General features: G+C 74.1%; 5 protein-coding genes. All 5 read left to right on the forward strand.

All coding sequences use genetic code 11. The annotated features are described in order from the left end of the window. Positions 1-59: 59 nt before the first annotated feature. The 5 genes from ACGWYJ_RS11130 (at position 60) to ACGWYJ_RS11150 (ending at position 14813) form a co-directional block, all read left to right on the forward strand. A complete protein-coding gene (locus ACGWYJ_RS11130) occupies positions 60-11357 on the forward strand; it encodes an amino acid adenylation domain-containing protein (protein ID WP_395105926.1) in 11298 nt (3765 codons plus the stop codon). A 188-nt stretch (positions 11358-11545) separates the two neighbouring features. Then, positions 11546-12508 (forward strand): iron-siderophore ABC transporter substrate-binding protein, encoded by a 963-nt coding sequence (locus ACGWYJ_RS11135; RefSeq protein WP_395105789.1) that lies wholly within the window; start codon positions 11546-11548, stop codon positions 12506-12508. Positions 12509-12595: 87 nt separating this feature from the next. Continuing rightward, positions 12596-13879: a lysine N(6)-hydroxylase/L-ornithine N(5)-oxygenase family protein gene (locus ACGWYJ_RS11140; protein ID WP_395105791.1), complete on the forward strand. Its 1284-nt coding sequence runs from the start codon at positions 12596-12598 to the stop codon at positions 13877-13879. Continuing rightward, on the forward strand, positions 13876-14070 hold the full coding sequence (locus tag ACGWYJ_RS11145) for an MbtH family protein (RefSeq protein WP_395105793.1): 195 nt from the start codon (positions 13876-13878) through the stop codon (positions 14068-14070). Before ACGWYJ_RS11140 ends, ACGWYJ_RS11145 begins: the two co-directional genes overlap by 4 nt. Further along, positions 14067-14813, forward strand: coding sequence for a siderophore-interacting protein (locus ACGWYJ_RS11150; protein WP_395105795.1), 747 nt, complete (start codon positions 14067-14069; stop codon positions 14811-14813). The genes ACGWYJ_RS11145 and ACGWYJ_RS11150 overlap by 4 nt, the downstream gene beginning before the upstream one ends. The last annotated feature ends 37 nt before the right edge of the window (positions 14814-14850 follow it).

The raw sequence follows: 14850 nt of genomic DNA on the forward strand, positions 1-14850 counted from the left end.
GGGGCACCCCCCCCGGTTACGGCGGCCGCCCCCCCCCCCCCCCCCCCCCGCCGCTCGACCTGCCCGCCGACCGCCCGCGCGGCGCGACCGTGTCCGAGCGGGGCGCGCGGGTCGCGCGGCGCTTCGACGACGCCGTCACCGACGGGATGCGGCGGCTCGCGGCCGAGGAGAACCTGACCCCGTACATGGTGATGATGGCCGCGTACGCGGTCCTGCTGCACCGCTACACCGGCGCCACCGACATCTCGATCGGGTCGTCGGTGATGAACCGTGAGCACGCCGATGTGCAACGGCTCGTCGGGAACTTCGGCAACACGCTGCCGCTGCGCACCGATCTGTCCGGCGCGCCCACGTTCCGCGAGGCGCTGCGCCGCGTCGGCCGCACCGTCGAGGAGGGCTTCGCGCACCAGGCGCTGCCCTACGACGCGATGGTGCGGGAGCTGCGCCCGTCCCGGACCGGCGGACGGTCGCCGTTCTTCGACACGATGCTGCTGTTCCTCGTCCAGGAGATCGGCGAGCTTGACCTGCCCGGCGTCACGACGAGCTGGACGCACATCCACAACGGCACGACGCACTTCGACCTGTCGCTGGAGGCGTTCGTACGGCCGCAGGGGATGACGGTCGAGGCCACCTTCCGGCGCGAACTGTTCGACGACGCGCGCATGGAGTCCCTGCTCGCCCACCTTGAGACGCTGCTCGGCGCCGCCGCCTCCGACCCCGACCGCCCGATCGGCGCCTACGACCTGCTGGCCGCCGGCGACCGCGCCGTGCTGGACAAGGCGAACGACACCGGACGCGACGTGCCCGCGACCACCGTGATGGAGCTGTTCGCCGAACAGGCCGCCCGCACGCCGCACGCCGTGGCCGTCGAGGGCGACGGCGGCTCCCTCACGTACTCCGAGTTGGACGCACGCGCCTCCGCGATCGCGACCCACCTGCGGCGCCGCGGTGCCGGGCCCGGCACGGTCGTCGCCATCGCGATGCCGCGCACGCCCGACCTGGTGGCGGCGCTGCTCGCCGTGCTGCGCTCGGGCGCCGCGTACCTGCCGCTCGACCTCGACCATCCCGCCGAACGGCTCGCCTACATGCTCGACGACGCGGACCCGATCTGCGTCGTCGCGACCGCGGAGACGGCCGGCAGGCTGCCGGACGACACCGACGTCCTGCTGCTCGACGGCACGCCCGGCACGGCGCGCCCCGGCGAGCCGTGGCCCGTGCCGTCACAGGACGACCTGGCCTACGTCATCTACACCTCCGGATCGACCGGCAGGCCCAAGGGCGTGGCCATCCCGCACGGCGCGCTCGCCAACTTCCTGCTGATGCAGCGCGAGGAGCTGGCGCTCACCCCGGCCGACCGGCTGGTGGCCGTGACCACCATCGCGTTCGACATCGCGGCGCTGGAACTGTACGTACCGCTGATCAGCGGTGCCACGGTCGTCCTGGCCGGGCGCGCCGCCGTCCGCGACCCGGCCGCGCTCGCCCGGCTGCTGGAGGACGCGACGATCGTCCAGGGCACCCCGTCGCTGCTCGGATCGCTCGACCCGGCGGCGCTCACGGGGCTGCGGGTGCTGGTCGGCGGCGAGGCGCTTCCCCCCGCGCTGGCCGAGACGCTCGCCCGGGTCGCGGCGCGCGCCACCAACGTCTACGGCCCGACCGAGGTGACGATTTGGGCTACGTCCACGGATCTTCCTGCCGAGGGGATCGGGCGGCCGTTCTGGAACACGCGGGCGCACGTCCTGGACGCCTCGCTGCGTCGCGTCCCGGTGGGGGTCCCGGGCGAGCTGTACCTGTCGGGGGCGCAGCTCGCTCGCGGCTACGTGGGGCGGCCGGACCTGACCGCCGAGCGTTTCGTCGCCGACCCGTATGGCCCGCCCGGCACCCGCATGTACCGCACGGGGGACCTGGCCCGCTGGAACCGCGACGGGTCCCTGGAGTACCTGGGACGCACCGACGACCAGGTGAAGATCCGCGGGTTCCGGATCGAGCCCGCCGAGGTGCAGGCGGCGCTGGCCGCGTGCCCGGGGGTCGCGCAGGCGGCCGTGGTCGTGAGGGAGGACCGGCCGGGCGACCCGCGCCTGGTCGGCTACTACGTCCCCGGGAGCCCGGTGGAGGAGAGCGCGCTGCGCGACGCGCTCTCCGCGACCCTGCCCGACTACATGCTGCCGAGCGCCCTGGTGAAGCTGGACGCGCTGCCCCGCACCGTCAACGGCAAGCTCGACCGCGCCGCGCTGCCCGCCCCGTCCGCCGAGGCCGGGGCGGGGGGACGGGAGCCCCGGGACGAGCGTGAGGCGTCGCTGTGCGCGCTGTTCGCCGAGACGCTCGGGGTCGAGCGGGTCGGCATCGACGACGACTTCTTCGCGCTCGGAGGGCATTCGCTGCTGGCGACGAAGCTGGCCGCCCGCGTCCGCGCGGTGATGCGGGCCGACCTCACCATCGCCGACGTCTTCGAGGCCCCGACCGTGGCGGCGCTGGCGCCCCGTCTGGTACGGGCGGAGGGCACCCGCGTCCGGGACGTCGTCCGCCCCGAGGTCGTCCCCGCGTCGGCGGCGCAGCGCGGCCTGTGGTTCGAGGAGCGGCTGCGCGGACCGTCGCCCGCCTACGCGCTGCCGCTCGGGCTGCGGCTGCGCGGCGAGGTCGATCCCGGCGCGTTGCGCGCCGCCTTCGGCGACGTGGTCGACCGGCACGAGGCGCTGCGCACGCTGCTGGTCGAGGACGCCGACGGCCTGCCCGTCCAGAAGATCCTCGACCCGGGAACGCCCGCGCCCTTCGAGGTCGTGGACGCGCGCGGCCGGACGCCACACCGGCCGGCCCAGGCCGTGGCCGAGGCCACGGGGCACGTCTTCGACCTGGGCGCCGACCTGCCCATCCGCGCCACCCTGATCCGGACGGGCGACGAGGACTGGGTGCTGGTCCTGCTCCAGCACCACGCCGCGGCGGACGAGTGGTCGTTCACCCCGCTGCTGGCCGACCTGTCCCGCGCCTACACCGCCCGGCTGGCCGGGAACGCCCCCGGCTGGGAGCCGCTGCCCGTCCAGTACGCCGACTACGCGACCTGGCAGCGCCAGGTCCCCGAGCCGCGGGACGACCTGGAGTTCTGGGAACGGACCCTGGCCGGGCTGCCGGAGGAGGTCACGTTCCCGCCCGACCGTCCCCGTCCCGCCGAGGCGAGCCACAAGGGCGGGCTGGTGGAGTTCCGGCTGCCGCTCGACGGGGTGCGCGACCTGGCGCGCCGGACCGGCACCAGCGTGTTCATGGTGCTGCACGCCGCCGTGGCCGCGCTGCTCCACCGCTCGGGCGCGGGCGACGACATCGCGCTCGGCTCGCCCATCGCGGGACGCGCGGACGACGACCTCACCGACCTGGTCGGCGTGTTCGTCAACCTGCTGGTGCTGCGCACCGACCTGTCCGGCGACCCGACCTTCGCGGAGCTGCTCGACCGGGTGCGCCGCGCCGACCTGGACGCCTTCGCGCACGCGGCGGCGCCGTTCGAGCGCGTGGTGGAGCGGCTGGCGCCGGAGCGCTCGCTGGCCCGCAGCCCGCTGTTCCAGGTGATGATCGTCCACCAGCGGCTGGACGACGTGCGGCTCGCGCTGCCGGGCGTGCGCGCCGAGCCGTTCCTGCCCGAGACCGGCGGGGTCAAGTTCGACCTGGACCTGTACTTCGCCGAGGGCGAGGACGAGGTGGAGGGCTTCGCCGCCTACGCCACCGACCTGTTCGACCGCGAGACGATCCAGGAGCTGCCCGCCCGGCTCGCCGAGCTGCTGGCCCAGGTGACCGCCGACCCCGGGCGCCGGCTGTCCACGCTGGGCGGGGAGACGAGGCACCCGGACACCTCCCGCGCGTTTCCCGTCCGTACGGCCGCCGGCCTGGTGGAGGCCCAGGCCGCCCGCACCCCGGACGCGACGGCCGTGGTCTTCGGCGACACGTCGCTGACCTACGCCGAGCTCGACCAGCGGGCCGAGATCCTGGCCGACCGGCTCGCCGCCGCGGGCGCCGGACCCGAGCGGATCGTCGGGCTGGCGCTGCCGCGCTCACTCGACCTGGTCGTGGGACTGCTGGCCGTGCTCAAGACCGGCGCCGCCTACCTGCCCATCGACATGACCTACCCGAAGGCCCGGATCGAGTTCATGATCGACACGGCCCGGCCGCTGCTGGTGCTGGGCCTGAGCGATCCGCTCCCGGACGCGATGCCGCGCACCCGGCCGGACGTCCGCCCGGACCACCCCGCGTACGTCGTCTTCACCTCCGGCTCCACCGGCACGCCCAAGGCCGTCGTCGGCACGCAGCGGGCCCTGGCCAACCGGCTCGCGTGGGGCATGGAGCTCACCGAGCCGGGCGGCGTGCGGGCCGCCAAGAGCTCGCCCGCGTTCATCGACGGCACCACCGAGCTGCTCGGCGGCCTGGTCAACGGCGACACGGTGGTCATCGCCGACGACGCCACCGCCACCGACCCGCTCGCCCTCACCGCGTTCCTGGACCGGCACGGGATCGGCACGGTCACGCTCGTCCCGAGCCTGCTGTCCGCGCTGCTGGAGACCGGGCCGCCCGCCACGGTGCGCACCTGGATCAGCAGCGGTGAGGCGCTGCCCGCCGCGCTGGCCGGGCGCACCCCGGGGCGCCTGGTCAACCTCTACGGCTGCTCCGAGGCGGCGGGCGACAGCCTGGCCGCCGAGGGCGCGGGCGGGCTGGTCCCCATCGCCAACACCAGGGCGTACGTGCTGGACTCCGCGCTCCGAGAGGTCCCGGTCGGCGAGCTGTACCTGGCGGGGGACGGCCTGGCCCGCGGCTACCTCGGGGATCCGGCGCGCACCGCCGAGCGGTTCGTCGCCAACCCGTTCGGGCCGCCGGGTTCGCGGCTCTACCGGACGGGCGACCGGGTGCGGCGCCGCCGCGACGGCTCGCTGGAGTTCCTGGGACGTGCCGACGACCAGCTCAAGCTGCGCGGCTTCCGGATCGAGCCGGGCGAGATCGAGACCGTCCTCGCCGCGCAGCCCGGCGTCCGCCAGGCCGCCGTCACGCTCGCCGGGGGATCCGGGGCGTCCGGGCCGCGGCTCGTCGGCTACGTCACCGGCGAGGCCGGCGACCCGGACGCGCTGCTCGACCGGCTGCGCGCGCTGCTGCCCGGCCATCTCGTCCCGTCCGAGCTGGTCGTGCTGGACGCGCTGCCGCTCAACCCGAACGGCAAGGTGGACCGGCGCGCCCTGCCCGAGCCCGGACGGCGGCCCGGCGCGGGCCGTCCGCCGCGCACGGGGAACGAGCTGGTCCTGGCGGGCCTCGCCGGCCGCCTGCTGGGCCGCGGCGACCTGGCCGCCGACGACGACTTCTTCCGCGCCGGGGGCGACAGCATCAGCGCGGCCCTGCTGGTGGCCCGTGCCCGCCGCGCCGGGCTGGAGTTCACCGTCCGGGACGTCTTCCGCCTGCGCACGATCGAGGCCCTGGCCGCCGCCGCCACGACCGCGGCCACCGCCGGACCGGTCTCCGCCCGGGAGGAGGAACCGGCGGAGCTGCCGCTGTCGCCGCTCCAGGAGGGCCTGCTCTTCCACCTGATGATGGCGGGCGAGGGCCGCGACATCTACGTGCAGCAGGCCGTGGTGGAGCTGGCCGGGCCGGTGGATCCGGAACGGATGGCCGCCGCCGCGCGGGGCGTCCTGGAGAAGTACCCGAACCTGCGGGCCGGGTTCCGCGCCGACGGCGCGCGCACCGTCCAGTTCGTCCCGGACGAGTTCGAGCCGCCCTTCACGTTCGCGGAGGTCGGCGGTGAGGACGAGCTGGAGGCGTTCATCGAGGCGCAGCGCGCCCGGCCGTTCGACCCCGGGAGGCCGCCGCTGATCCGGTTCGGGCTGGCCCGGCTCGGGGAGCGCGACCACCGGCTGGTGCTGACCTCGGAGCTGATCCTGCTGGACGGATGGTCGGGCGGGCTCCTGGTCACCTCGCTCCTCGGCTTCTACACCGACGCCGCCGCCGAGGCCGCCCGCCCGGTGCCGTCCTTCCGCGCCTACCTGGACTGGGTGAACGGCCGGGACCGGAGGGAGTCGATCGACGCCTGGCGCCGCGAGCTGGACGGGTTCGACGAGCCCGCGCTGCTGCGTCCCGGCCTGCTGGACCGGGCCGCCGACCTGTCCACGGCGGGGGAGGTGCGCCGCGACCTGCCCGCCGGGCTCGCGGAGCGGCTGGACGCGGTGGCGCGCGAGACCGGCGTCACCCCGGGCACGCTGTTCGAGACCGCGTGGGGCCTGGTGCTGATGGGCCTGACCGGGCGTGACGACGTGGTGTTCGGCGCCTCGGTGTCGGGCCGCAACCCCGAGGTCGAGGGCGTCGAGTCGATCGTCGGCCTGCTGTTCAACACGATCCCGGTCCGGGTCCGCGCGGGCGCCGCCGACCCGCTCGCCGCGGTGCTGGAACGCGTCCAGGCGTCCCGGTCGGAGCTGTTCGACCACGACCATGTGGCGCTCGCCGACGTCCAGCGCGCCACCGGCCTGGGGACGCTGTTCGACACGCTGTTCGTCTTCCAGAACTTCCCGGGCATGCCCACCGGCCGCGGCTTCGGCCCGGACGGCGGGCTGCGGGTGCTGGGCCGCGAGGTCCGGGACGCCACGCACTACCCGATCACGATGGTGGTGGAGCCGGGCGCCGGGCTGCGCGTCATGTACCGGGGCGACGCCTTCACCGAGGCCGAGACCCGGCGGATCACCGACCGGTACGTGCGCGTCCTTGAGCAGATCGCCGCCGACCCGGCGACGCCGTGCCACCGGCTGGACATGCTCCTCCCCGAGGAGCACGACCGGCTGCGCGGCGCCTGGGCCGAGGCCGAGAGGCCCGTGCCGGAACGGACCGTCGCGGAACTGCTGGCCGAGCAGGCGGCCCGCACCCCGGACCGGACGGCCCTGGTGTCGCCGCCCGACGTCTCCCTCACCTACGGCGAGCTGAACGCGGAGGTCAACCGGCTGGCGCGGCTGCTGCGGCGGCAGGGCGCCGGTCCCGAACGGGTCGTCGCGCTCGCCCTGCCCCGTTCGGCCGAGATGGTCGTCGCCCTGTTCGCGGTGCTGCGCACCGGCGCCGCGTACCTGCCGCTGGAGCTGGACTACCCCGCCGACCGGCTCGGCTACATGCTGGCCGACGCGGGCCCCGTCTGCATGGTCTCGCACGCGCCGATCGCCGCCGGGCTCCCGTTCGACGGCCCGGTGATCGCACTGGACGACCCCGCCGTCCGGGACGTCCTGCGCGACCTGCCCGGCCACGACCTGGGGCCCGGCGAGCTGCCCGGATTCGCCCCCGGCACGCCCGGACGCATGGACCGTCCCGCGTACGTCATCTACACCTCCGGCTCGACCGGACGGCCCAAGGGCGTGGTCACCCCGTACCGGGGCCTGACCAACATGCAGTACAACCACCGCGCCAACATCTTCGACCCGGTGGTGGCCTCGGCGGGCGGGCGCGGGCTGCGCATCGCGCACACCGTGTCGTTCTCCTTCGACATGTCGTGGGAGGAACTGCTGTGGCTGATCGAGGGCCACGAGGTGCACGTCTGCGACGAGGACCTGCGCCGCGACGCCGAGGCGCTGACCGCGTACCTGCGGCGGCACCGCATCGACGTCATCAACGTGACCCCGACCTACGCTCAGCACCTCCTCGACGAGGGCCTGCTGGACGGCACCGCGCACCGGCCGCCGTTGGTGCTGCTCGGCGGCGAGGCCGTCCCGCCCTCGGTGTGGGAACGGCTGGCCGAGGCGGACGGCGTGCTCGGCTACAACCTGTATGGGCCGACCGAGTACACCATCAACACGCTGGGCGGCGGCACCGAGGACAGCGCCACGCCCACGGTCGGCAAGCCGATCTGGAACACCCGCGGCTACGTGCTGGACCGCTGGCTGCGTCCCGTCCCGCAGGGCGCGCCCGGCGAGCTGTACATCGCGGGCGCCGGGCTGGCCCGCGGCTACCTGGGCCGCCCCGACCTGACCGCCGAGCGCTTCGTCGCCGACCCGTTCGACACGTCCGGCGGGGGCCGCATGTACCGGACGGGCGACCTGGTCAGGGTGCGCGAGGACGGCAACATCGACTTCCTGGGCCGCACCGACGACCAGGTGAAGATCCGCGGCTACCGGGTGGAGCTCGCGGAGGTCGAGGCCGCGCTGGCCGCCGAGCCGGGCGTGGGACAGGCCGCCGTCGTGGTCGCCGGAGGGTCTGGCGAGGCGGACGCGAAGCGGCTGATCGGGTACGTGGTGCCGGACGGCTCCCGCGAGGGGGTCGCGGAGGAGCGGATCGCCGAGTGGCGGCAGATCTACGACGCGGAGTACACCGAGGTCGGCACGGTCGTCCACGCGGAGGAGTTCGCCGGCTGGGACTCCAGCTACGACGGCGCCCCGATCCCGCTGGAGGACATGCGCGAGTGGCGGGAGACGACCGTCGAGCGGATCCGCGCGCTGAACCCGCGCCGCGTCCTGGAGATCGGCGTCGGGACGGGCCTGCTGCTGACCCGGCTCGCGCCCGGTTGCGAGGAGTACCATGGCACCGACTTCTCCGCGCCCGTCATCGCCAAGCTGGAGGCCGACCTCGGCCCGGACACCCACGTCCGGCTGAGCTGTCGTCCCGCGCACGACCTGTCCGGCCTGCCGGAGGAGCACTTCGACACGGTCGTCGTCAACTCGGTCGTCCAGTACTTCCCCGGACCCGGCTACCTGGCCGACGTGATCGGGAAGGCGATGCGGCTGCTGGCGCCGGGCGGCGCGCTGTTCATCGGCGACGTGCGCGACCTACGCTCGGTCCGCGCCTTCCACGCCGCGGTCCAGCTCGGGCGGGGCGGCGAGGTGGACCTGGCCGCGGTCGACAGGGCCGTCCGGATGGAGAAGGAACTGCTGCTCGACCCGGCGTTCTTCGCCTCGCTGGAGGGACCGGCCCGGGTCGAGGCGCGCACCAAGCGCGGCGTCCACCACAACGAGCTGACCCGCCACCGGTACGACGTCGTGCTGTGGAAGGCGCCGTCGCCGCACCACCCGCCGGAGACGCCGGTCGTCGACTACACCGGGCCGGACGACCTGTCCGCCGGGGGGCCGCTGCGCGTACGCGGGATCCCCGACCCGCGGCTGTCCGGTGAGCTCGCCGCGCTCCGGGCCCTGGAGGACGGCGCAGGCCCCGACAAGGCGCGCGAGCTGCTTCGGGCCGAACCCGAAGGCGTCGAGCCCGAGACCCTGTACGCCATCGACCCGGGTGTCGTGACGACCCCGTCCGACCAGGTCGGCCGGTACGACGCCGTCTTCGGCGGCGGCGACGCGTCCCTGCCGCGGACCGAACCCAGCGCCTCGCACGCCAACAACCCGGCCGCCGCCCGGGACCACGGCGTGCTGGCCGCCCGCGTCCGGGAGGGGCTCAAGCGGAAGCTGCCCGGCTACATGGTGCCCAGCGCGATCGTCACCCTCGACGCCCTGCCGCTGACGGTCAACGGCAAGCTCGACCGGCGCGCCCTGCCGGACCCGGCGGGGGCGTCCGGCGGCGGGCCGCGCGCCTCGGGACGGCCGCCCCGCACCCCGGTCGAACGGCTGCTGTGCACGCTGTTCGGCGAGGTCCTGGACGTCGCGAACGTCGGCATCGACGACGACTTCTTCGACCTGGGCGGGCACTCGCTGCTGGCGACCCGCCTCATCGGGCGGGCCCGTGCCGTGCTGCGGACCGAGCTGGCCATCCGCGACCTGTTCGAGGCGCCGACGGTGGCCGACCTGGCGGAACGCGTCCACCAGAAGGCGGAGGGCGAGCTGCGCCCCGCCCTGACGCGCCGGGAACGGCCCGAGCGCGTCCCGCTGTCGTTCGCGCAGCGCCGCCTGTGGATGCTCGACCAGCTCCTGCGCGAGGACGACGGGCCGCGCGACGCCTACCACCTGCCGCTGGCCGTCCGCCTGCGCGGCGACCTGGACAGGGCGGCGCTGGAGGCGGCGATCGGCGACGTGGTCACGCGGCACGAGAGCCTGCGGACGGTGTTCGCCGAGCACGACGGCGCCCCGTACCAGCGGATCCTCCCGCCGGACGAGGCCCGGCCCGCGCTGGAGATCGCGACCTGCCCGCCCGAGGAGGTGATCGCGCGGCCGTTCGACCTGTCCCGCGACCTCCCGCTGCGGGTGGCCGTCTTCCCCGAGGGCGAGGACGAGCACCTGCTGCTGGCCGTCTTCCACCACATCGCGTTCGACGAGTGGTCGTTCGGGCCGTTCGCGAGGGACGTGGCGGAGGCGTACGCGGCACGGCTCGGCGGCAAGGCGCCCGCCTGGGAACCTCCGCCCGTCCAGTACGCCGACTACACGCTGTGGCAGCGCGAGCTGCTCGGCGACCCCCTCGACCCGGGCTCGCCGCACGCCCGTCAGCTCGCGTACTGGACGCGGGCGCTGGCCGGCCTGCCCGAGGAGATCCCGCTGCCGGTGGACCGGCCGCGTCCCCCCACGGTCGGGCAGCGCGGCGCCACGCTCACCGCCGACCTGCCGCCCGCGCTCGTCGACGGGCTGCGCAGGCTCGCGCGGGCGCACGGCGCCACGATGTTCATGGTGTGCCAGGCCGCGGTCGCCGCGCTGCTGCACGGCACCGGGGCGGGCGACGACATCCCGCTCGGCAGCCCCGTCGCGGGCCGCACCGACGACGCGGCGGGCGACCTGGTCGGGTTCTTCGTCAACACGCTGGTGCTGCGCGCCGACCTGTCCGGCGAGCCGACGTTCGCGGACCTGCTCGGGCGGGTCAGGCGGGCCGTGGTCGCCGGGCTGGCCCACCAGGACCTGCCGTTCGAGGCGGTGGTGGAGGCGCTGCGCCCGCCCCGCGTCCCCGGCCGCAACCCGCTGTTCCAGGTGATGGTCGGGTACGAGAACCAGGGCGTCGGCGACGTCCGGTTCCCGGGGCTGGAGCGGCGGGAGGCGCTGTTCGGTCCCGGGGCCGCCAAATTCGACCTCGACTTCATCTTCCGCGAGGGCCCCGGATCCTCGCTCCGGCTGATCGTGGACTACTCGGCCGACCTGTTCGACGCGTCCACCATCGGCACGCTCGCCGACGGGCTGCTCGGCCTCATGGACACCGTCACCGCCGACCCCGGCGTCGCCGTGGGCTCACTGCCGTCCGTCCTGCGGGCGCGGAGCGTCACCTCGGCGGAGGCCGCGGTCACGGGCCCGCGGGACGGCGACCGCGAGGCCACGTTCTGCCGGATCTTCGCCGAGGAGCTGGGCGTGGACGAGGTGGGCCCCGACGACGACTTCTTCGACCTGGGCGGCCACTCGCTGCTGGCGATGCGGCTGGTGCGCAGGCTGCGGCGGGAGCCCGGCTGCGCCGATCTCAAGATCGCCACGCTGCTGGCGGCGCCGACCGTCGCCCGGCTGCTGGACCGGCTCGCATGAGCCCGGCGATCCGGCCAGGGCGCGACAGACCACCCCGGAACCGGTCCGGGACCGATCACCCCGTGTCAGGAAGGACGACGCACATGCGCGGTATCACTGTGGAGGGGCGACCCACCACGTCCCCCACGCCACCCGCGAGAAGAGGCGCCTCATGGATGCGCCGATTGACCGCCGCCTGCGCTCTGCTCGTGAGCCTCGGACTGGTGGCGGCGTGCGGTGACGACGAGCCCGCCGAGACCTCCTCCGGAGGCCAGGGCGCCGGGACCTACCCGGTCACGATCACCCACAAGCTCGGCACCACGACCATCAAGGAGGCGCCCAAGCGCATCGTGGCGCTCGGAGAGGTCGACCAGGACGCCCTGCTCGCCCTCGGCGTCCAGCCGGTCGGGATGACCGAGCTGACCGGCATCCAGCAGGACGGGCTCGCGCCCTGGTCCGCGCCCAAGATCACCGGGGCGCGGCCCAAGCTGCTGAAGATCGGCGAGTCCGGCTTCAACCTGGAGGAGATCGCCGCGCTCAAGCCCGATCTGATCCTCGCCGCCGGCGACTTCACCATCGACAAGGAGTACGCCAAGCTCTCCCGGCTGGCGCCGACCACCGCGTACCAGACCGGCCCCGCCGAGGACACCTGGCAGCAGATCACCCGGCAGGTCGCGCAGGCGGTCGGGCGGAAGGCGGACGGTGACCGGCTGGTCGCCGACGTGGAGGCCAAGATCGCCTCGGTGCGGACGGCGCATCCGCGGCTCGCCGGGAAGGGCTTCGCGCTCACCAGCATCATGCCGAACGGGAACATCGGCGTGATGAAGTCCAAGGACGACATCTCCGTCAAGCTGCTGGAGCAGTTCGGGATGACGCTGCCCGACACCCTCGCCAAGCTGCCCGGCGAGGGCTTCGCCGCCGAGCTGAGCATGGAGAAGGTCTCGACCCTGGACGTGGACGTCCTGCTCAGCCACTACAACGACGACCCCGCCACGCAGCGGAAGGTGGAGGGCAACAAGCTGTTCTCCGGCCTGGACGTGGTGAAGCGCGGCTCGTACGTGCCGCTGGACCTCAGGTCGTTCTGGCCGCTGCGCACCCCCACCGCGCTGGCCGCGCCGTACGTGGTCGACCAGGTCGTACCGAAGATCGCCGCGGCCGCCGGCAAGGCGTGACCGGCGGGCGAACCGATCTCCCCTCCGCGGCCGACCGGGGCTGGACGGCCGCGGAGGGGTTCCGCAGGACTACCAAGAGAGGCGCAAATGGCGACACCCGTCCATGACGTCGTGGGCATCGGATTCGGGCCCTCCAACCTGGCGCTCGCGGTCGCCCTTGAGGAGGAGTTCGGCGCTGGCGTGGACGCGGTCTTCTTCGAGAAGCAGCCGGCCTTCGGCTGGCACCGCGGCATGCTCCTCGAGGGCGCCACGATGCAGGTCAGCTTCCTCAAGGACCTGGTCACGTTGCGCGACCCGACCAGCAGGTACTCGTTCATCTCCTACCTGCACGCGCACGGCCGCCTGGCCGACTTCATCAACCACAAGACGATGTTCCCGACCCGGCTGGAGTTCCACGACTACCTGGAGTGGGTGGCCGCCGCGTTCTCCGGGTCGGTCCGGTACGGATCGGAGGTCGTCGCGGTCCGCCCGCGGGACGACCGGACCCTGGAGGTGGTGGTGCGGCGCGACGACGAGCTGCACACCTGCCTGACCCGGAACCTGGTCATCGGCGCCGGCCTCGAACCCGTCCTGCCCGACGGCGTCCGGCAGGGGGAGCGGGTCTGGCACACCGAGGACCTGCTGCCCCGCCTGGAGACCCTGCCGCCAGGGCCGCGGCGGCTCGTGGTCGTCGGCGCCGGGCAGAGCGCCGCCGAGGCCGTCGCCCACCTGCACGACCGCTATCCGTCCACCGAGGTCTGCGCGCTGTTCGCCCGGTACGGGTACTCGCCCGCCGACGACAGCTCCTTCGCCAACCGCATCTTCGACCCGGAGGCGGTCGACCACTACTTCCAGGCGCCGGACGAGGTCAAGCGGATGCTGTTCGGCTACTCCCGCAACACCAACTACTCGGTCGTCGACCTCGACCTGATCGACGAGCTGTACCGGCGGGCGTACGCGGAGAAGGTCGCGGGCGCCGAACGCCTGCGCGTCCTCAACGTCTCCCGCCTGGTGGACGTGGACGCCGGTCGTGACGGCGTCCGGCTGAAGGTCGAGTTCATGCCCACCGGCGAGGTCACGGACCTGGAGTCCGACGCCCTGATCTGCGCCACCGGGTACCGCGAGCGCAACCCGCTCGACCTGCTCGGCGAGGCGGGCGAGCACTGCCGCACCGGCCCGGACGGCCGCCTCCTCGTGGACCGTGACTACCGCCTGGTCACGAGCCCCGCCTGCTCCTGGTCGGTCTACCTCCAGGGAGCCACCGAGCACACCCACGGCATCACCTCCTCGCTCCTGTCGGTGGTCGCCGTCCGCACGGGCGAGATCGTCGCGTCCATCGCCGCCCACACCACCGGCCCCGCCACCCGCGTCGCCCAGGAGGCCCAGTCATGACCAACCCGTTCGACGACACCGAAGGCCGCTTCCTCGTCCTGGTCAACGACGAGAACCAGCATTCCCTGTGGCCCGAGTTCGCCGACGTCCCCGCCGGGTGGACGACGGTCTTCGGCCCCGAGGAACGCGAGCGGTGCCTGGAGTACGTCCGCGTCAACTGGACGGACCTGCGTCCCAAGAGCCTGACATGAGCTACGGCCACTACACCGCCCACGTCACCCGGGTGACGGACCTGACACCGCATATGAGGCGCGTCACCCTCGGGGGGCTCACCGGCTTCCCGGGCGCCGGGCTGGACCACCGCGTCAAGGTCTTCTTCCCGCTCCCCGGCGAACCGCGTCCCATCTATCCCACGGGTGACGACTGGTGGGAACGCTGGCAGGTCGAGCCGGTACGGGCCGTGTTCCGCACCTACACCATCCGCAAGCACCGCCCGTCCCGAGGCGAGGTCGACATCGACTTCGTCCTGCACGGGGACGGCGGCCCCGCCTCCCAGTGGGCGATCCAAGCGGCCCCCGGAAACGAGGTGGGCCTGTGGGGTCCGCGCGCCGAATACGCCCCGCCCCCGGACACGGACTGGGTGCTCCTGGCGGGTGACGAAACGGCGCTCCCTGCCATAGGCGCCGTCATCGAATCAATGCCCGCCCACACCCGGGGCCGGGTCATGGTGGAGGTCGCGGACGCCGCCGAGGAGCAGCCGCTCGACACACCGGAAGGCGTCCACCTCGAATGGCTTCACCGCGACACGGGCGGCTCCCTGACCACCGCCCTACCCGGAGCGGCCCTGCCACCGGGAACCCCGTACGCCTGGATCGCAGGGGAGTCCAGCGCGGTCAAGCACCTCCGCCGTCACCTGGTCAACGACCGTAAGGTCCCGCGCGAGAACATCTATTTCTCCGGATATTGGCGTCGCGGAGCCGCGTCGGTCGCGTAACGAGAGTCACAAAGGCCGTAGGTGAACTGCGGGTGAC

This window comes from Actinomadura sp. SCN-SB, from assembly GCF_043906805.1.
Taxonomy (GTDB): Bacteria; Actinomycetota; Actinomycetes; order Streptosporangiales; family Streptosporangiaceae; genus Spirillospora.